This window comes from Rhodohalobacter sp. SW132, from assembly GCF_003390325.1.
Lineage (GTDB): Bacteria > Bacteroidota > Rhodothermia > Balneolales > Balneolaceae > SW132.
The window spans coordinates 18,035-38,089 of record NZ_QUOK01000004.1; the positions used below are offsets into that span (position 1 = coordinate 18,035).

The 20,055-nt window shown below is 44.5% G+C and carries 11 protein-coding genes; 1 reads left to right on the top strand and 10 read right to left on the bottom strand.

Translation table 11 applies throughout. The annotated features are described in order from the left end of the window. Nucleotides 1-124: 124 nt before the first annotated feature. The 6 genes from DYD21_RS09120 to DYD21_RS09145 form a co-directional block, all read right to left on the bottom strand. Nucleotides 125-757 carry a response regulator transcription factor gene (locus tag DYD21_RS09120; RefSeq protein ID WP_116035594.1) on the bottom strand — a complete coding sequence of 211 codons (633 nt, stop codon included), beginning with the start codon at nucleotides 755-757 and terminating at the stop codon, nucleotides 125-127. 23 nt (nucleotides 758-780) lie between these two features. Beyond that, on the bottom strand, nucleotides 781-3,588 hold the full coding sequence (locus tag DYD21_RS09125; protein ID WP_158551481.1) for a sensor histidine kinase: 2,808 nt from the start codon (nucleotides 3,586-3,588) through the stop codon (nucleotides 781-783). Between the two features lie 266 nt (nucleotides 3,589-3,854). Then, complete coding sequence (locus tag DYD21_RS09130) at nucleotides 3,855-4,709, bottom strand: RNA polymerase sigma factor RpoD/SigA (protein ID WP_116035600.1); 855 nt, start codon at nucleotides 4,707-4,709, stop codon at nucleotides 3,855-3,857. 155 nt (nucleotides 4,710-4,864) lie between these two features. Then, nucleotides 4,865-6,028 (bottom strand): phosphopentomutase, encoded by a 1,164-nt coding sequence (locus tag DYD21_RS09135; RefSeq protein ID WP_116035602.1) that lies wholly within the window; start codon nucleotides 6,026-6,028, stop codon nucleotides 4,865-4,867. 19 nt (nucleotides 6,029-6,047) lie between these two features. Next, a complete protein-coding gene (locus DYD21_RS09140) occupies nucleotides 6,048-7,487 on the bottom strand; it encodes a GAF domain-containing protein (RefSeq protein ID WP_116035605.1) in 1,440 nt (479 codons plus the stop codon). Between the two features lie 22 nt (nucleotides 7,488-7,509). Next, nucleotides 7,510-9,312, bottom strand: coding sequence for a M3 family oligoendopeptidase (locus DYD21_RS09145; RefSeq protein ID WP_116036318.1), 1,803 nt, complete (start codon nucleotides 9,310-9,312; stop codon nucleotides 7,510-7,512). Nucleotides 9,313-9,582: 270 nt separating this feature from the next. On the opposite strand from DYD21_RS09145, the gene DYD21_RS09150 reads away from it, so the two are divergent. Continuing rightward, complete coding sequence (locus DYD21_RS09150) at nucleotides 9,583-13,206, top strand: multifunctional oxoglutarate decarboxylase/oxoglutarate dehydrogenase thiamine pyrophosphate-binding subunit/dihydrolipoyllysine-residue succinyltransferase subunit (RefSeq protein WP_116036321.1); 3,624 nt, start codon at nucleotides 9,583-9,585, stop codon at nucleotides 13,204-13,206. 88 nt (nucleotides 13,207-13,294) lie between these two features. Here DYD21_RS09150 and folE2 read toward each other — a convergent pair whose 3' ends face one another. From folE2 to DYD21_RS09170, 4 genes are all read right to left on the bottom strand, one after another. Continuing rightward, a complete protein-coding gene (gene folE2, locus DYD21_RS09155) occupies nucleotides 13,295-14,194 on the bottom strand; it encodes a GTP cyclohydrolase FolE2 (protein WP_116035607.1) in 900 nt (299 codons plus the stop codon). 22 nt (nucleotides 14,195-14,216) lie between these two features. Further along, nucleotides 14,217-14,648 carry a 6-carboxytetrahydropterin synthase gene (locus DYD21_RS09160; protein WP_116035609.1) on the bottom strand — a complete coding sequence of 144 codons (432 nt, stop codon included), beginning with the start codon at nucleotides 14,646-14,648 and terminating at the stop codon, nucleotides 14,217-14,219. A gap of 415 nt (nucleotides 14,649-15,063) precedes the next feature. Beyond that, nucleotides 15,064-16,716, bottom strand: a complete 1,653-nt coding sequence (locus tag DYD21_RS09165) for a T9SS type A sorting domain-containing protein (protein ID WP_116035612.1) — start codon at nucleotides 16,714-16,716, stop codon at nucleotides 15,064-15,066. A 61-nt stretch (nucleotides 16,717-16,777) separates the two neighbouring features. Then, on the bottom strand, nucleotides 16,778-19,687 hold the full coding sequence (locus DYD21_RS09170; RefSeq protein ID WP_116035614.1) for a TonB-dependent receptor: 2,910 nt from the start codon (nucleotides 19,685-19,687) through the stop codon (nucleotides 16,778-16,780). Nucleotides 19,688-20,055 lie beyond the last annotated feature (368 nt).

The window sequence follows — 20,055 nt, forward strand, 5'->3', positions numbered from 1 at the left end:
TGAGTTCATATCTGCCACCGGGAACTTAATTTTGGGGTTTTTCTCTACCTGAAATTTAACCAATATCAACCACAAAGTATATCACATAAACATGTGAAGGATCTTCTGAACATCAGGTAATACGTCAGATCTCACCTCGAAGCGACTTTGCAATCACTTCCGCTTTGGAGTTTACGTGCAATTTCTTATAAATGTTCCGTATATGCGCCCGAACGGTATCTATCGAGATATCAAATCGGTCTGCTATAAGCTTATAACTCAAACCATCGACCAATCCGTTCACTATATCCTGCTCGCGCGGAGTGAGGTCGCTTTCCGGTTTCTTTTTTTTGCCCGGATCGTTAAAGTGCTGAATCACTTTTCTTGCAATTTGAGGTGACATTGGGGCTCCGCCTTCTGCCAGGTTTTCGATCGACTCTTTAATTTCGGGCAAAGATGTATGTTTTAACAAATAACCGGATGCACCGGCCACCAGCGAATCGAATATTTTGTGCGAATCGTGATAAATGGTGAGCATAATGATCTCAATCTCGGGGTATTTTTCCTTGATGATTCCTATCCCTTCAATCCCTGACATGCCGGGAAGCTGGATATCCATCAGCATCACATCCGGCCTATCATTCTCATTCAGATATTCAAGCATATCTTCTACCGAATCCATTGCCGCTTTACAGCTCATGGTTTCCTGCATGTCAAGATATTTCCGGATTAAATCCCTGATTTTTGTGTTATCCTCTACGATTCCAACATTTATCATACCGATCCTCTTTCTTTATGTATTTATACGGTTCCTTTTACATGAACTGTAAATCCATCGCTATTGTAGATCTGAACATCCGCTCCAATTCGCCTGGAACGCAGTTCGATATTTCGCAAACCTTGTCCGCTTTTTCGCTTGCCGTTTGATTGTGTTCCGTTATCGGAAACTTTCAGTTCAAAATTCTTGCCGTTATATACAAACGTTATATCAACCGTATCCGCATTTGAATGTTTTGCGATATTGTTAACGGACTCTTTAAAAATAAGGTAGATATTCTCTTTAACGTGAACCGGAAGGCGATCGTCCATTTTAATATTTTCAAAATGATAATGGACATCCGGTGTGCCCGCGCGGAACACGTGATTCACATAATCCTGCATTCTGTCGGTCACATCACCAGCTGTATCATTTCTTGCATCAATCGACCAAACGATATCATCCAGGCTTGAAACAATTTTTCTGCTCTGATCACCAAGCTGTTTTAATGTATCCCTCAGCTCATCACTTACATTTCCTGCGCGCAGAAAGTCGGTTTGGAGGGCTAATTCAGTAAGGGATGATCCCACATCATCATGCAGATCACTTGCTATCTGAACCCGCATTCGCTCAATATCAACCTGCTTACGCGTTTTAAAGAACCTGTAATAAAAGAAAATCAACCCGATAATGCCTGCTGTAATGAGCACCAAAAACCACCACTGCATCCATATCGGGCTTTTGATCAAAAAACTGATGGAGGCTTCATCTGTACTTCGGAATCCATCTGCATTGTACGATCTAACCCTGAAATTATAATTCCCCGGCGGCAGCGAAGTGTAGCGCACGGTACGCTCACGTGTGGTTTGCCACTCATCTTCCAATCCTTCAAGGCGATATTCATAAAGTATCTGAGCAGGACTCTCAAAACTCAATCCGTGAAAACTAACCTGGAAAAAGTTCTGATCATGATTAAACTCTTCCGATTGGTCTGCTTCCATCTGCCTCCCGCTCATCATCACCTCTTCAAACTCTATTCCCGGTGGTGTTTCATTAATTCGGACACGATCGGGGAAAAAACGGCTCAGTCCCTCTACGGTTCCCAGCCAGACAGACCCGTCAGATGCAACAAATGAGGCGCCGGCATTCAACTCATTTGCAACCAGCCCCTGGTTTTGGTCAAACAATTTAAACGATTTTAAACGCTCCACCCTCGTACGGGCAGAAAAAAAATCAACGGGATTAAATCTATATAATCCCCGGTTTGTACCCACCCAATACTGTTCTTCCTGATCCTGGAATGAAAAATAAGTAATTGTACCGGACTGATTATCTGATATGATTGATCGCACATTTTCACCATCGTAATAGGCCAGGCCGCTGAAGGTAGAAAACCATTTTATTCCGTCAACATCGATATTGATGTGGATTACACCATTGTTAGGCAAGCCATCCGCAATTGTCAGATGTTCAAACATTCCATCTTTTAAGACTGCAACACCACCATAGGTAGCAAACCAAAAATCCCCCTCCTCATCCTTTTTGATATCCATTACGGTATTGTTCAGCAAACCGCTGCTGGTATTAAACTGCTCATACGATTCGCCATCATACCGAATCACTCCGCTGTTATAGGTGGCTATCCAAAAATCACCAGTGTCTTCATCTTCATACACTTTTCGTATGGTTTGAAAAGGAAATTCACTTTCTGGCAGCGGCGTGAATTCTCCGTTTTCATAAATTGTCAAACCAGCCCTTGCCCCGATCCATATCCTGTTTTGACTATCTTCAAAAATCGTATACACTTTATTGTCTATAAGACCGTCTGATTCACTAAAATGCTCGAACTCTTCACCATCATACCGTAATACTCCGCCTCCGTAGGTTGCTATCCAGATATTTCCAAGTCGATCTTCCTCAAAACCGGTGACTACGTTATTTGTAATTCCGGTATCTACATTGTAATTCTGAAAGAGTTCACCAAGAAAAATATTTGCTCCTGCTCCAAGAGTCCCCAGCCAAACATTGCCTTCCCTGTCAATCATGGTTTCATGTACAATCACCGCATTCAGCCCATCTTCAGTCGTATAGTTTGTAAATGAGTGTCCATCAAAATAGGATGCCCCGGCGTCTGAGCTGACCCATGCACTGCCTTCGCCTGTTATAGAGACTGAGTTGAGCCTGCACTCATTTAACCCGGCTGCTTCATGAAAAATTTGAAACTCCTCCCCCTCTTTTTTGATAAGGCCTGCGTTCGAAGCTATCCACAAAACGTCGTCTTGGTCAACGGTCATATCATTCATTGGAACTTCGGGGTAGCCATTTTGCGATCGATATTTCCTGAAAGTGTTTCCGTTAAAGCTGAATAGCCCCTCTGATGTGCCAAGCCACAACATACCATCTTGTGTTATAGCAAGTGATCTTACCTGCATATTTCGGTATCCGTGCTGATGCGTGATGTTTTCAAATCGCTGCTGTCTGTCGTATCTCCACAATCCGTTTCCTTCGGTGGCTACCCAAATATTTCGGTTTTCATCTTCAACAATAGACAGAATTACCGATTCATTCACCGAATTAAACTGTTCAGGCGAGTGTATTTCCCCATTCTCATAAAAAGCCAAACCACTGTCCGTACCAATCCAGATGCGACCCCGATAATCCTGGAAAAGTTCATTTACCCGGTTGTTAGGCAAGCCATGTTCCTGGTAGAATTGAGTAAACCGTACTCCATCGAATCGATTCAGCCCAAAACCGGTGCCTAACCAAATGTATCCACTTTCGTCCTGGAGCATACTATGAACAACGGATTCACTCAAGCCATGCTCAATAGAATAACTGCGAAAAGGGGTCATTTGGGAGTAAAGGGATTCCCCAAAAAAAGTGAGCAACAGAAATAATATGGCAGAAATTGACGCAGTTCTCATCTTCGAAAGCTAACAACAATTGTTTAAGGTACAAATCGCATATTCATGTTAAGTGTACAATTGACGTCAAGCCCCATTCTCATTTTTTTTAGCGCCAAAAAGATCACTTTCCACAAATAAAAAACCCCGCCGTTTCTGGCAGGGTTTATAATATGATCATTCGATAAAAACTACTTCAGAAAAGTAGTAGCTGATTACCCGAGATACGCCCGGAGTGCAGCGCTTTTGTTATGATGACGCAATTTCCGGAGTGCTTTCTCTTTAATCTGACGTACTCGTTCGCGAGTCAGGTCAAATCGTTCGCCGATCTCTTCAAGTGTGAGTGAATGTTCGCGACCGATACCGAAATAGAGACGAATCACTTCGGCTTCTCTTTTGGTCAGTTTTGAAAGAGCGCGTTCAATTTCAACCTTCAGAGATTCTCCCATCAGCTCATTATCCGGATCGGGGATCTCTTCATTTTCCAACACATCAAGCAGGCGGTTATCTTCACCTTGCGCAAATGGTGCATCCATGGAAAGATGTCGACCGGAAATTTTAAGAGTATCGGCAACTTCCGATACGGTCATCTCCAGGCTTTCAGCAAGTTCTGCAGCAGATGGTACTCGTTCATACTCCTGCTCCAGTTTTGAAAGTTCTTTTCCAATTTTATTTAGTGCGCCAACACGGTTCAGCGGCAGACGAACAATACGGCTCTGCTCGGCAAGTGCCTGAAGAATGGACTGCCGGATCCACCAAACAGCATATGAAATAAATTTAAAACCACGGGTTTCATCAAACCGTTTTGCCGCTTTAATCAAGCCAAGGTTTCCTTCGTTAATAAGGTCACCCAGAGATAATCCCTGGTTTTGATACTGCTTGGCTACAGATACAACAAACCGGAGGTTGGCTTTGGTCAGATCTTCAAGTGCCCTCTGGGAGCCTTTCTGGATCTCTTTGGCTAAGCGAACTTCATCATCAGGTGTGATAAGCTTCTCTTTTCCAATTTCATGAAGGTAGCGATCTAATGATTCAGATTCGCGGGTAGAAATTCCTGAACTTTTAGCCACAATTGATATTATTTAGTTGATTTTACTACGAGAGGATTGTCTCAGCAAATGGGACACTCAGTTTTTATACGTTCGAAAGCGCAAATTGTTGCTTATTTGTATAGTTTCTGACAATCAGGAAAGATACGATTTTTCCAGATAAACCGAAAATCCCTCTACCTGCCAAACGTTCGTCCGGGAAGAGGGTTTGAAATACCAAAAAAGTCGAGTGTAGTAGCAGATACATCAGAAAATGTTTCTCTGATATTCAAACCGCCTGCAGCACTACCCTGCTGATACACCAGGAGCGGAACAAATTCCCGGGTATGGTCGGTGCTGTCATCTGCCGGATCGTTTCCGTGATCACCAGTTATGATCAGAAGATCTTCCGGATCCAGTTTTCCAATCAGTGCCGGGATAGCCCTGTCGATCTCTTCAAGCGCTCTGCCATACCCATCCGGATCCTGACGGTGTCCGTAAATCTGATCCGTATCTATTAAATTTGTAAACACAAAACTACGGTCCATTTTTGCACTTAATAAACTCAGCAGCTGGGACACCCCTTCAGCATTGCTTCTGGTTTTTCTATATTGAGTAAATCCATTTCCCGCAAACAGATCAGCCACCTTACCGATTGAATAGGTTTTAATTCCATTTTCCTGTAACAAACTGAGCAAGTTGGGTTCCGGCGGAACGGATGAGAAATCTCTCCTTTGATCGGAAATTCGCTCATACGTTCCCGGAGATCCGGTAAAGGGACGCGCAATCACTCTTCCCACTTCAAATTCTCCTACCATAATTTCATTCCGCGCAAGTTCACACCATTCATATAGCACGTCAACCGAAACTACGTCTACATGACAAGCAACCTGGAACACGCTGTCTGCCGAGGTATAAACTATCGGCTGACCAGTTTCACAGTGCGCTTCACCATAATCGCGAATTACATCTGTACCGGAGTATGGGGCATTACACAGAACACCTTGCACACCGGTCTGCTCACAAAATGCATCAATCACAGATTCCGGGAAACCACTTGGAAACGTTGGAAAAGGACGATCAAGATGAATTCCGGCCAGCTCCCAATGCCCGGTTGTAGAATCTTTTCCTGCAGATACCTCACGCATTTTCCCCCAGGATGCGAGTGGCTTTTCAACCGGTGGCACCGAAGCGAGCGGTTTGATATTTCCCAGCCCAAGTTTTGCAAAGTTTGGAAGCTCACATTCGGAAATTTCACTAACATGGCCAAGGGTATCCGCTAAAGAATCACCATATTGGTCTGCATCTTCCTGTGCTCCAATTCCAAGGCCGTCAATTACCAAAAGTACAACTCGTTTCATATTCTGACTTCTGAGATATTTATCCGGTGGCGTTCAGAACTCCTTTAAGCTCCTCTTTCGCTTTTGCAATCACAGAGTGAACATCACCCGAACCCGGCAGCACTTTGGCAGATCCATATTTGATTCCAACCTGTATTTTTTTTCCATCTGACAATTCCAGCGGATTACTGAATTTCTCGTGAATGCTATCAACCCAACGCTGATGCTCTTGTTCCGATTTACAGTACACCATGCTGGTAAAAACGTAATCACTGTTAAAACCGATGTATCCTCTGAAATCGTAGAGTGAGGGATTCAGATTTTTCACCATCGTTCGCTGAATGCGATTTAGTTCTTCAAGCCTGTATTTTGACCGAAGGGTTTGAAGGTTATCCAGGGTAATCATCCCAAACCATAACGAATGGTCTGATTTCCGGTCACCTGCCAGTTCACGATTCAGTGCTGCTTCCCAAATATCGGGAATAAAATTTCCATAGTTCTCTGTAAAAAGATCTTGATCAACCGGCAGTTTCCCAAGATTTACCTGGATAGCCAGAACCGCCATCCGGACAAGATTAATCAACTGATGTTTTGTTGATTCTTTGAACGTTAGTGGATTTTTATCATACGCAATCACCACTCCGTGACGCCTGCCATTTACAAGCATCGGAATTGCAAGTGTGGCACCATCGGTGTTAATCTCGTCCGTGGAAACTCGTTTTGGATTCTGATTAAAATGGATAGAAAATTGAGTCTCCCCTTTTTGCAATGCGTCATACGCCATAGATTTCTCTTCAAGAGAAAGGCCGGGAAGAAGCGCAGAACCCGCCGATCTCTCTGACTGCAGCACCGTAGTCCAGACTTCCATACCCCGCAACAATACAGAAACACCTCCATCCGGCAGAAGCTGCTGCATCTCCGTCACCATATTGTTCAGAATTTCTGCTTTATGCTGGCGCGGAGTAATTGAGGAGAGTGACTCTTCGTACTGTTCCCACATTTTCTCTGAGTTATACAGATCGGTCAGCTCCAGGTACGTGTTCAGAACATTTAAAATCGCACTTCGGTATGCAGAAATTGCCTGTTCGCTTGCTGAAGATTTTAGTGGTGTTTCTGTTTCCAAAACGGTAATCGCCACCGTTTCGCCATTATTTACGAATGGAATAAGCATGAGGTGCTTTACCGGCATAAAATCGTAATAATGAGTGAGTTCCTCCTCCTCAATATCAAAACCAACTTTTAGCCGCACAGTTGATTCAAGATCCCGGTATGAATTTAGAAAATGCGCATCAAAACCGGTTCTGTCGCTGAACATTACATTTGGAAGTGTTGTTGAATTGGTTTCCAGAACGAACTGCTCTCTCGCCCGGTTCACCCAGTACAGGCAGGCTGTTTGCGACCCGGTGGATTCGCGCAACAGATGCACCAGGTCATCGATAATTTGTTTAAATTCTACAAGTGCTTTTTCTTCGCGTTTCATGATTGTGATATTACCTTAGTTTCTATATATCAATATCATCGGCCAATTTTTCAGCTTCATCAATCATTTTTTCAAAAAGCTTCAGACCCTGGTTCCAGAACGATTTATCCCGGATATCGATGCCGAGTCCAGACACCAGTTCATGCGGCCAGTCGGATCCACCCGCTTCGAGCAGTTTAATGTAATTTTCTTCAAACCCATCCTGCCCTTCGCGATATGCGTTGTAGAGTGCCAGTACGAGCAGCTCACCGAATGCATACGCATACACATATCCAGGAGTGTGCAGAAAATGCGGAATATAACACCACCATAACTTGTACTCATCCGTAATTTCCACGGAATCGCCATAAAGATCCCGCTGCGTTTCAAGCCAGAGATTAGAAAATTGCTCGGTAGTCTGCTCACCATTTGTCCGCCGGGCAGTATGGATTTTGTCCTCAAAACGATTCATTGAGATCTGCCGGAATACGGTTGCAATCGTATCGTCAATTTTGCTTACCAAAAGCGCCAGTTTTTCCGCCGGATCATCCAGCTTATTCATCAGCCGGTTAAACACCAGCATTTCACCAAACACAGATGCCGTTTCAGCCGTAGTGAGTGGGGTTGATGACTGCAGTTCACCCTGCTTTCCGGACAGGTATTGATGTACTCCGTGCCCCAGTTCATGGGCCAGCGTCTGTACATCACGCAGCTGCCCGTCGTAATTCATAAACACATACGGATGCACAGTTGTTACCGTACTTGCGGAATATGCCCCGCCTCTTTTTCCCGGCTTAATGGCCGCGTCAATCCATTTTTTTTCAAAGAACTCGCCCGCGATTCGCTTCATTTCCGGGTGAAAATCGCCGTATGCTTCCAGTACATTAACTTTTGCTTCTTCCCAGCGGATCTGTTTACGGTTTTTGGCCAGTGGAGCGTAGCGGTCGTAATCGTAGAGCGTATCATAGCCCAGCAGTTTTTTCTTCAGCTTGTAATATCGCTGCACCAGGTGATAGTTGTCCGTCACGGCATCCACTAAACTATCTACAGTAGATTGATCTATTTCGTTGGCAAGGTTTCTTGATGATATCCAGCTTTCATAACCGCGCAGTTTGTCGTTTGTGAATTTATCTGCAAGGATCGTATTGAAAATGTAGGTAAGCGAGCGGGAGTGATCCCTGAAAGTTGCAGTAAGCGATTGATGTGCTTTTTTTCTTAGATCCCGATCCGGGTTGTGCAGTTTGCTTAGTACTTGTTGTTCGGTAAGAGACTCTCCATCAAGTTCAAACCGGGCTGCACCAAGAGTTTCATCAAAGTACCTGTTCCAGGCAGAACGGGAAGTAACCGATTTGGCGCTCATCACTTTTTCAGCCTCTTCAGTGAGCGTATGATCTTTGTATCGGCGGGAAGTGATCAGGTAGTGTTTCCAGCCGGACAGCAGATCTGATTGAATCATCTTATCCGCTTTTTCATCGTCCACTTTCAGCCATTCAACATCAAAAAACACAAGTTTCTGGCTGATTTCAGATCCAAGTTCCCTCGCCTCCTGAAGTAATTTTCCAAGTGCGGGGTCTTCGGTATTTGTAGACCAGATCAGCTGAGCGTATGAGCCGATTTTCCCTGCAAGCTCAATAATAGCCTCATATTCCTGCATGGCCGTTGCAAAACCTGAGGCTTCAAGACGGCTTACTTTTCCTTTATAGGATTCGGAAAAACGATCGGCCAGCAATCTTAATTTCTCTTTATCCTGATGTAGTTTTTTATCGTCCGGTGAAGCGTACAGATCTGAAAGATCCCACACGATTTCTTCAGCTCCGGTTTGCTCATTTTTTTGGGTAGTGCTCATTTTTTTCAATGTAAAAATCTGTTTATAAATTTCGTGATCAATATAACCAATCAACAAGAGGCTTTAAATCTAAGTTTGATAAAAGATTTTACCGTATCCGAATGGGCGAATTGAATCGTTTTTTTGTGATATAATGGTTAATTTAACAACCGCTTTTTAGTGTTTCTGAAGGCTTTTCGGGAAATTTATCTACCCACCTCAGAACTTCACGGCCAAAGTTTTGTTACAGAACATACTGTTATTACCATAACCAACATAGATTCAAATATTTTGAAATCCTTAGAAGCTGTTTTTGGACCTAATTCTGCACTGGTAGAAGAATTATATAACCAATATAAAGAAGACCCCGACAAGGTACCCGATCATTGGCGAACCTATTTTGATGAACTGAACGGAGACAGTGCTAAAGCCCCGGAAGTAAAAAAAGAAGAGCAAAAAAAAGCCCCGGAAAAACCCCGGAAAGAAAAGCAAAAGAAAGAAAAACCGGATGAAGTTTCTATCCCTGAAGGGGCCGAACTTCATAAAATTAAAGGCGTGGCATCCAAGATTGTTGAAAACATGGATGACAGCCTGCAAGTGCCCACTGCCACATCACTTCGGGTACTGCCGATGAAGATGCTCACGGAAGATCGAGCAATCATCAACCGTCATCTGCTGCAGCATGGCGAACCCAAAGCTTCTTTCACCCACTTTATAGCGTGGGCTGTGATCCAGGCGCTGAAGGATTTCCCTTCACTGAATACGTATTACACACGCAAAAACGGAACTCATTATAAAGTTGAACCAGGCCAGGTGAACCTGGGAATTGCGGTAGACCTGAAGTCCCGTGACGGTTCAAGAAATTTAGTTGTACCCAACATTAAGGGCGTTGATAAAATGAACTTTAAGGAGTTCCTCTATGCCTACGCTGTAGTGATCGATAAAGCGAGAAACGGCAATCTTGAGATTAAGGATTTCCAGAATACGACAATTAGTGTTACCAATCCCGGCACCATTGGTACAGTCTCATCGGTACCCCGCCTGATGCAGAACCAGGGTGCCATTATCGCTACAGGCGCCATCAATTATCCGGCAGAATTTCAGTCGATGGCGCAGGATGTTCTCAACCAGCTTGGCGTTAGTAAAGTAATGTCGATTACCTGTACCTACGATCACCGAATTATTCAGGGTGCTGAATCGGGTTCATTTCTACAAAAAATTCATCAGCTGTTAAATGGTGAAGAAACATTTTATGAGAAGATTTTCAAAGATCTGGATATCCCATACGAGCCTCTCCCGTTCGGGGAAGATCAGTACCAGGGACAGCTCAGTGGCGGATCAAACACGCTGGAGCACGATCGGCGGGCGATCGCCGTTTGGCGCCTGATCAATATGTACCGTATGCGGGGACATGTTCTGGCTGATCTCGATCCGCTCGAAGCGTCTCCGGGACACGGCCCCGAACTCGATCTTGAGTATTACGGCCTCACACTCTGGGATCTTGACCGCGAATTTTACTGTGGCGGTCTTGGAGGTTTCAAAACAGCCAAACTGCGCGATATCATCAAACTTCTGCGGGATACGTACTGTGGTAAAATCGGTGCGGAATATATGCACCTCCTTGATCTGGATGAGCGCAAGTGGCTCCGCAAGCAGATGGAATCCACAACCAATACGCCCGATCTTTCAAAAGATGACAAAGAGAACATTCTGCATAAACTGAACCAGGCTATGGCCTTTGAACAGTTTTTGCATAAAAAGTACATCGGGCATAAACGATTTTCGCTCGAAGGTGCTGAAACCATGATCCCCATGATGCATTTCCTCATGGAACGGGCGGGTGAAAATGATATCGAGAAGTTCTTCCTCGGAATGGCTCACCGCGGCCGTCTGAATATTCTTGTAAACATTCTGAATAAGCCTTACAGCAAAATCTTTGCTGATTTTGAAGGCAACATCGATCCAAGCACCATCCAGGGATCGGGCGACGTGAAGTATCACCTGGGTACAAAAGGCACATTCAAGACCGGTGATGGAAAAGAGATCGGACTCGAGCTTTTGCCGAATCCAAGTCACCTCGAATCGGTAAATCCTGTTGTAGAGGGTGCAACCCGCGCACTCCAGGATATGAGCAAAGATGAAAAGCCATCGAAGAAAATTGCACCGATTCTAATTCACGGAGATGCCGCTTTTGCCGGTCAGGGTGTCGTGGCTGAAACATTGAACATGTCGCAGCTTCGCGGATATGAAACCGGCGGTACAATTCACATTATCATTAACAACCAGATTGGTTTTACCACGCTGCCGAGTGATGCGCGATCTACCGAATACGCTTCGGATATCGCCAAAATGATTCTTGCCCCGATTTTTCACGTAAACGGGGATAATCCCGAATCTGCGGTTCACGCAGTTAAAATGGCTCTCGACTATCGCCAGAAGTTTGGCAAGGATGTAGTGATTGACCTGATCTGCTACAGAAAACACGGCCATAACGAAGGTGATGAACCTGCGTTTACCCAACCGGGAATGTACGAAGAGATTGAAAATCACGAAGCAGTGCGTGATATCTATGTGAAAGAGCTCCTCAGAAAGGGGGAGTTCACCGAATCGGAAATGCAGGAAATTTTTGATGAGTTTGATGAGCTGCTGCAACAGGCATTTGAAGATGCCAAGAGCTCTCCAGCCCTGGAAGTTACCGAAAAGATGCTCGACCGATCAGAAACCGGTCAGAAAGAGTGGGATGAATATCCCGATACCACATATCCCGTGGATGACCTGAAAGATATTGCCGTTCAGCTGAATACGGTACCGTCTGATTTTGATGCCAACCCAAAACTGTTGCGTCAGCTCGCAAAACGTGCCGATGCCGCTAAGAAAAACAAGAAGAAAATTGATTGGGGCTTTGCGGAGGCTCTTGCCTTTGGCTCACTTCTCAAAAAGGGAACCCCAATCCGAATAACAGGTCAGGATGTGGAACGGGGTACCTTCAGCCACAGACATGTAGTTCTGCACGGTACAAAAACCCAGCAACGGTTTGTACCACTGAATCATCTCACTGAAGACCAGGCCCGGTTTTATCCCTATAACAGTCTGCTGAGTGAGTTTGCCGCGCTGGGATATGAATTTGGCTACAGTGCCAAAAATCCCGAAGCGCTCGTTATCTGGGAAGCTCAGTTTGGAGATTTTGTGAATGGAGCACAGGTTATTATCGATCAGTATATCTCATCCTCTGAGGCAAAATGGGGGCAACAATCGTCGCTTGTGATGACGCTTCCACACGGTTATGAGGGGCAAGGTCCAGAGCACTCTTCTGCACGGCTCGAACGATTTTTGCAGCTGTGTGCCGAAGATAATATGCAGGTCGCAAATCTCACAAATCCGGCGCAATATTACCACGCTCTCCGCAAACAGGTGCTTCAAAGCAAGCGTAAACCGCTGGTTATTATGTCGCCCAAGAGCTTGCTTCGGCATCCACAAGCGGTATGTAGTGTGGAGGAGCTGGCCAACGGTTCTTTCCAGCCGTTCATTGATGATGCCCGCGAAGACAAAGAAAATGTTGAGCGCCTGGTTATTTGCTCAGGCAAAGTGTACTACGATATCCTGAAAGAGATAGAAGAGGATAAAGGCTCGATTGCCGTTGCAAGACTCGAGCAGTTTTATCCATTTCCGAACAAAGATATCACCAGGGCGTTATCGGCGTATAAAAACGTCAAACAGGTCGTCTGGTGCCAAGAAGAGCCTAAAAATATGGGTGGCTGGTCGTTTGTTGCCCCTCGTATTCAGGCACTTCTCTCCTCTTCTCACGAACTGATTTACGCAGGACGCCATGCTTCGGCATCTCCTGCGGCGGGTCAGAAAAAAATTCACGAGGCTGAGCAGCTCAAACTGATTGAAAAAGCTCTCGGTAAATCTTAACGACAAAACGATTTATAAAAAAAGCTGTGCCATCTTACCGGCACAGCTTTTTTATTTTTTATCAAATGCGACTTTCGATTAGTTCTGATCACCTCATCCCATTCGGCACACCTTTGCATATCCGGCTGACCGCATCGTGGCTGTGAAGGCTTTCAAGGTGGGCGCACCGAACCAAGAAATCGTAGATTCGATCCTCCTCAGAAAGTTTATCGTAAAGGAGCCTTGCCGCGTCTTCCACAAACTTTTGATACGCTCCATTCATCTCTGCAAATGCCTGTTCATCTTCTCTTTTTACCATCACCTGTGTTTCGGTGTGAAGCGCATCCCTGCTGATTTCAACCAGTTCGTCGACAAAAATATCATCCGAAAGCTCAACAGAGATCGATGCCACACTTCTCTGGCTGTGAGGTATAGCTGCTACATCGCGCTGTTCGCGTGCATGCTCTGCAAGTTCAAATGAACAGGGGCATGCGCTGCTGTAGACAAAATCGAGATGCATGAACTTTCTGAAATTTCCATATTCATCCAGCTTTCCCTCGATGGACACATCGTAATACTGGTATCCTTCAAGTCCCGATCGTAAGCTCTTTTTGATCATCGGGTAGCTGTATGAAAGTTTCAGAAAAGCCGAACGGCTATCGAGGTCTCTTTGGTACGCCTCAAGAAGATCTTTTAATTTGCCCGGGTAGAACACCTCGTCTCTGAAATCATAGAAGGTTCGCATAATGCGGCTCATGTTAATTCCCTTTTTGCCGGCATCCAGACCAACGTAACCATCAACTGAGGTTTCCAGGGTCAACAGCTCACCACTCGGCGTGGGATATTTAAGCGGAAGTTTGAAGTTAGAAATTCCTACCTGCTGAATCGGCACATTGGCTCCTTCAATCAGAGAAGATGGTCCGTTTTGAAGATCTGGCAGGCTGGCTTTGTACTGATCGGTTACTGTGAACGTAGGGTCGTAGAATCGTTTTAACTGGGTGGTAATCATACTTCTGAGAGTTGTAGCACTTTTAAATGCGAGGGTTAGGACGATATTCTGCGATGTTTCTTTCCGTCTCATACAATTTTACGGAGTAGAGAAAAGAAGATCCGTAAGATTTCGCATTGATATCGTCTTCAAGTTCCTGGAAAAATGCTTTTACCAAATTCTCTGATGTTGGATTGATCCCTTTTAAAAAAGAGACTTCCAGATTCAAATTTTTATGGTCACACTTATCCAATATTCGTTTTTGGATGATATTTTTTAATACACCGAGATCAATTACATAACCTGTATCGGGATCTGCTTCACCCGCAACGGTTACCTCAAGCCGGTAGTTGTGGCCGTGCCAGTTTGGATTGTTGCATTTACCGAAAGTTTTGACATTCCATTCTTCCGTTTTATCGGGGTTATGCAGCCTGTGAGCCGCATTGAAATGGGATTTTCGCGTTACGTAGATCAATGTTTGTGTATTTATTTCTGTATCGACTGATACAACGCAGACGAGCTGATGCGGGTTCCCTCTGATGTTAATTATTTATCGTTCCAAAAAAAAGTGCCGGTTCCCCGGCACTTTCCTTGTGATCAGCTCATCTCATGTTGAGAGATGAAGTTCATGCAGTAATTTCTTTTACTAAAATTATGATTTTAAATCACCTTAATATTGAGTCTGGATTAACTTCATGTTACCATCAAAAATATATAATAATGATAAGTTTACGATTTAGGAATCCATATATCTGAGGCCTTCCTTTTTTCGGTTGTTACCTGTAACGGGCCAATTATTTATAAAAAAGGCTCTGGTTTCCCAGAGCCTTTTGGTGTTCAGCACACCAATCAGATTCACCGGACAGTGAACCTAATCGTGGTTTCTTTTTTTATTTTAACAATGTCATCTTCCTCGTAATTGTAGCACTATTACTTTGCAGCCTGTAAATGTACATGCCACTGGAAAGATTTGAAGCGTCAAAACTCACTGTGTTCGTACCTGCCTGCTGAACTCCATCTACCAATGTTGCAATTCGTCGCCCGGTAATCTCAAATACTTCAAGTTTTACGTTCTCATTTTGTGGTAGTGTAAAGGATATTTGAGTAGTTGGGTTAAATGGGTTTGGATAATTTTGGGAAAGTTCAATTGATGTTGGCAGCTGAGAAACCTGTTCTTCTGTATTTGTGGAAACGGCTGCCAGAATTCCAAGTTCAGAAATAGCAGTCCATCCGCTGGCCCAGTTTTCAAGGCCAAATGCACCCCGGTAATCAACTTCAGTGAAGAAATCATCATCTTCAGGTATGGGACGAACATTTTGAAATGCCGGACCTGAAGTATTAGGTAATGGATTTAATCCTCCGTCATTCGTTCGGCTGATGCCTTCGAGCTGCGGATCGGCAACTTCATTGAACTTGCCAGATGCCAACAACGCATCGCGTACAAAATCCTGGGGGATAAAATCTTCTGCATTGTTGCCGGCGCCAAAATTCCACCAGATATTGTTGGCAAGATCCAGCTCTCCATCATCGAGCCGCTGACGACTGTCCTGACCTGATTCCAGATCTTCAATGGTGATCCCGCGGCCGCCAAAATCAGTGAAGATGGAATTGTAATAGTAACCACCGGCATTATCCCGAAAGATGAGAGCATCATTATTGCGCGGGTCATCTGCTCCGCTTCCAATATAGGTGACATTGTAAATCAACGGAGTTGCATACGGCTGGCCATCTTCCGGGTCAGTTCCGCCATCGTGCTCCCCTGCCCGGTCGGCATCGGATCCCTGGATTGCAAACCAGAACTGGCCTTTCCCGCGGAATCCTTCATCGTAATCAAAGGAATCATCACCGGCAAACGCGGCCACCAGGTAACGGGTATTTACCGTTCCGCCAAACCATTCAAAACCATCATCAAAGTTGTTAAACACTTCTACATATTCAATAGTGGTGCCACGCCCTACACCGCCCATCGTCAACCCGTTGATCTCATTACCGGCACCAATTTCGGAGCCGCCATAGCGAATTGAAACGTATCGGAACACACCGGAATCATCATCGTCATCGCAATCCATGGTAACCCCGCACCCGTAGATTCCCCGGGTTTCTGTAGACGGAATCCCTTCAATCACCGTTTCACCGGGCTCTGAGTTCAGCGTGGTATTACCCAGGATGATCACTCCACCCCACAGACCATTGACATCCAGCGGTAGATTGCCATTGAGTTCATCGGCTTCAGCAGTAAAGATAATTGGCTGCGTAGATGTACCTTCAGCGAAGATCTTTCCACCACGCGCTACAATCAGTGCACTGGCTTCGGCACCGGTTCCGGGAAGGCCCTTAATCACAGTTCCCGGCTCGATGTTTAGTACCGCACCCTCTTCCACGAACACAAATCCATCCAGAAGATAGATTGTATCATTTGTCAGCGTTAGCGTCTCTCCCGGATTGATCGAAGCATCGTTCAAGGTTACTTCAGCCTGTGCAATTACCAAATTTGGTAACAGCAGCAAGAGAAATGTTAATATGGAAGCAATTTTGTATTTCATATTTGATTGGTTGGTTTTTTAGGGTTGATTTATGATTAGCTGTTTTTGGTTGAAGCATTATTTAAAAAGAGTAGCTGACTCCCAGCGATAGCGAACGACCCAGCTGGTAGCGCTGTACAAAAAAGTCATTACCTTTAAATTCATGCCCCTTTCTGAACTCTTCGTTCAGAATATTCTTGACAGATGCGTTTATTTTCATCTCACCAAAAATTCTCTGTTCTGCAATAAAATCCAGTTGATTTCTTGAGTACTCAAACACGTTTGGGGTACCACCCACGCTTACTTCCGACATTCTTGGCCCGAATACATTGTAGAACAGACTCATTACGGTGCCGATAGACGGGTTACTGTAGGTAATATCTGTATTCACTACATAAGGGGACTGTCCCTGTAGCGGTCGTTTACTGCCGGAGCCGGGATTAAGCGCCCGGATTAACTGTAGCTCATCGTCAGCTATGCTCACTTCGGAATGGACAAAGGTCAGGTTCAGCCCCACATCAAAGTTTTGGAAGATTCCTGAAAGCTGATCGAGTTGTTTACGTAATTCAAATTCAACTCCATAAACTCTTGCTTCACCAACATTTCTGAATTGGATTTCAGGATTGGAAGCTGCTGCGATTGGATTAAACACTTTTTCGATTGGCTTATCGAAATCTTTCATGAATAAACTGATGGCATACAGCTCACCCGGTCTTGGAAACCATTCGAATCTGAAGTCGTAGTTTTGAACCAGTGTTCGCTGAAGTGAAGGGTTGCCAACAACAATATTGGAATTCACAAAATCAAATGAAGCAAACGGAGCCATCTCCCTGAATGTAGGCCGGGCTAGCGTTTTCCCGTAAGCGAGTCTCAGATTGATGTTATCAAAAAGTTCATACACAATGCTGACTGATGGCAAAAGATCTTTTTCGTCAATTCTCCCTGCTGTAAGAGCTGTATCTGCACTGGCTACGTTAATTTCCGTCGTTTCCAATCTCACCCCGCCCGATACCCTTAAGCGGTCAAAAAGAGTCATTTCAGCCATTCCAAATGCAGCCTGAACGGTTTGATTTCCGGAATAACTGTTTCGGCGTTGGGTATTATCAATCAGATAATGATTAAAACGAAAGAAACTCTCGTTTGATCTCTCTTCATCAATTCCTAAGTTTTCAGGGGCGAAAAACTGATTTGGGTCCCCAGTGTAGTTAAATCTGTCTTGTGCGAGCTGAAATTCGCGATCGTTAAATTCACGTTCTTTTTCACTCAAGCTTCCACCAAATTTCACCCTTGTTCTTGTATTAGTGACATTGTCGAGTGGGATTTCTACAAATGCATCAAGCGATCGGTTTTCTTCCTGCAGATCCCTGAAATACCGGGTGGGCCTTGGGTAAATAGATGTACTGACCTGGTAGGTCGTATCAAAATCTCCATTCGAACGCTGCCGGGTCAGAACGTCATTTGTAAAGAACCGAAGATCTGGTTCATTCTGCTCTGTTGTTGATCTGTTGGCATTCCATTCAACACGGATTCCATTTCTCTCCCCAAAAAGCTGATGCTCTCCTTTTAGTTGAACCGAATTCAGTGATCGTTCAGTATATTTCAGTACACGGGTCTCAAATATTCCGTCCTCAGGCAAATCCCGTGTAAACGGACCTGATAAGAATCTTGCTGACGATTCTACATTTTTGCTGTACATATAGTTGACCCCAACTTTATGATTTCTCAGCGGGCTGTATGCCAGATTGACCATTCCGCCCCACAACACCTCCTCTTTTCCATACTGATCGTTTAAAAGAAATTGATTGGAAAGTCCTTCTGTTGTTGCTGCATTACTCGTGAGCTGATACCGGGCTGATTCCCCATCCGTATAGCCAGATATATCTTTTGACTGGCTGAAGGCAGCCATGATACCAAGTGGTTTTCCAAACAGATCGAATTGATTTCCTGCCGACGCAGAAAAACTTTGATCAAATGGGGCCTTTATCTCTCTTGGTGCCATCACTGAGCTAAATGATTTGGTTAAGCGATCCAGCTCAAGGGCGTTTTCTTCATTGGTAAAAGATGAAGATAAAGGTGGAATATTATTGGCGCTTAAAACAGCTTCGGGTATCTGTCTGTTCGATCCCGGGTTCCCAAATATCCCGGTTCGTCCGCCATCATATAAAAGCATATCGCCTCCTGCCCCAACTGCTGTGTTGAACCCGCTTGAAGCAGATAATTTTATCTCAAATCTGTCAGGATAATCTTTCGTCTGAATGTTTACAGATCCACCTGTAAAATCTCCCGGCAGATCTGGTGTGAAAGATTTAGTTGTGGTGATATTTTCCAGGAGAGAAGATGGAAACAAGTCAAATGGAACAGCATTTTTATCAGGATCGGATGATGGAATCTTAGAGCCGTTCATGTTGGTATTCATGTAACGGTCGCCAAGCCCGCGAACGTAAACATACTTGCCATCCAATACACTTGCTCCGGAGACTTTTTCCATGGCGTCTGCAGCGTTCGAACTACCAGAGCGACTGATATGCTCTGCACTGATTGCGTTACTGACAACCATAGATTTTTGTCTCAACGACAAAAGCGAAGCCTCATTATTTCGCATGACTCTGGCAGAAACTATCACTTCATCCATTTCGGAAGTGGCTTGCTGCAGATCTACTTCAAGCCGTAATGTTTGTCCGCTCTCAACTTCAACATCAGTTATCACCTTGGTTGCATATGAAACATAACTGACTCGAAGCGTATACAGACCCGGTTCCACGTTCCCTATAGAGAAGTAACCATCCAGGTCCGTTACTGCACCCTGTTCAGTTTCCTCCACATATATCGTGGCACTAAGTAAAGGTTCACCGGTGCTGCTATCAACTACTCTGCCAACAATCCGTACACCGTCTGATAGTGTTGGTTGTGCGTAAAGATCTGTCGTATCAACTAAACTTACAGCAGAAAGGAGTGCTGCAAGAATGATTGTAAATTGAATTCGTGTTTTCACTGTCCTTTTTTTTGTCAGTTAATGATGTGCTGGACAGCAAGTTACACGGGCAATGTTTCAACACTATTACCGGCTTGTTAACAAATTGTTCTCTTAATGTGTTCTTAATGTAACCTTCACTTAGAGGGCTTTGGAAAACCGTGCTTTCGTCAAATTTCGGCGTTATCGTGGAATCGAAATCCTCACGTATTGTATATACGCTCCGGTTCCGATTCCACTCTGGTCTTGAACTATGACAAAATCCCTGGTTTTGCAAAACCCTCACTTACTCTATTTTTTCTGTATTGAACGTGAGTATTATTGCTGCTCTAAGTGTATGGCGGACAGAAAAAAAGGCTGAATTCTATATGAATTCAGCCTACGTTGAG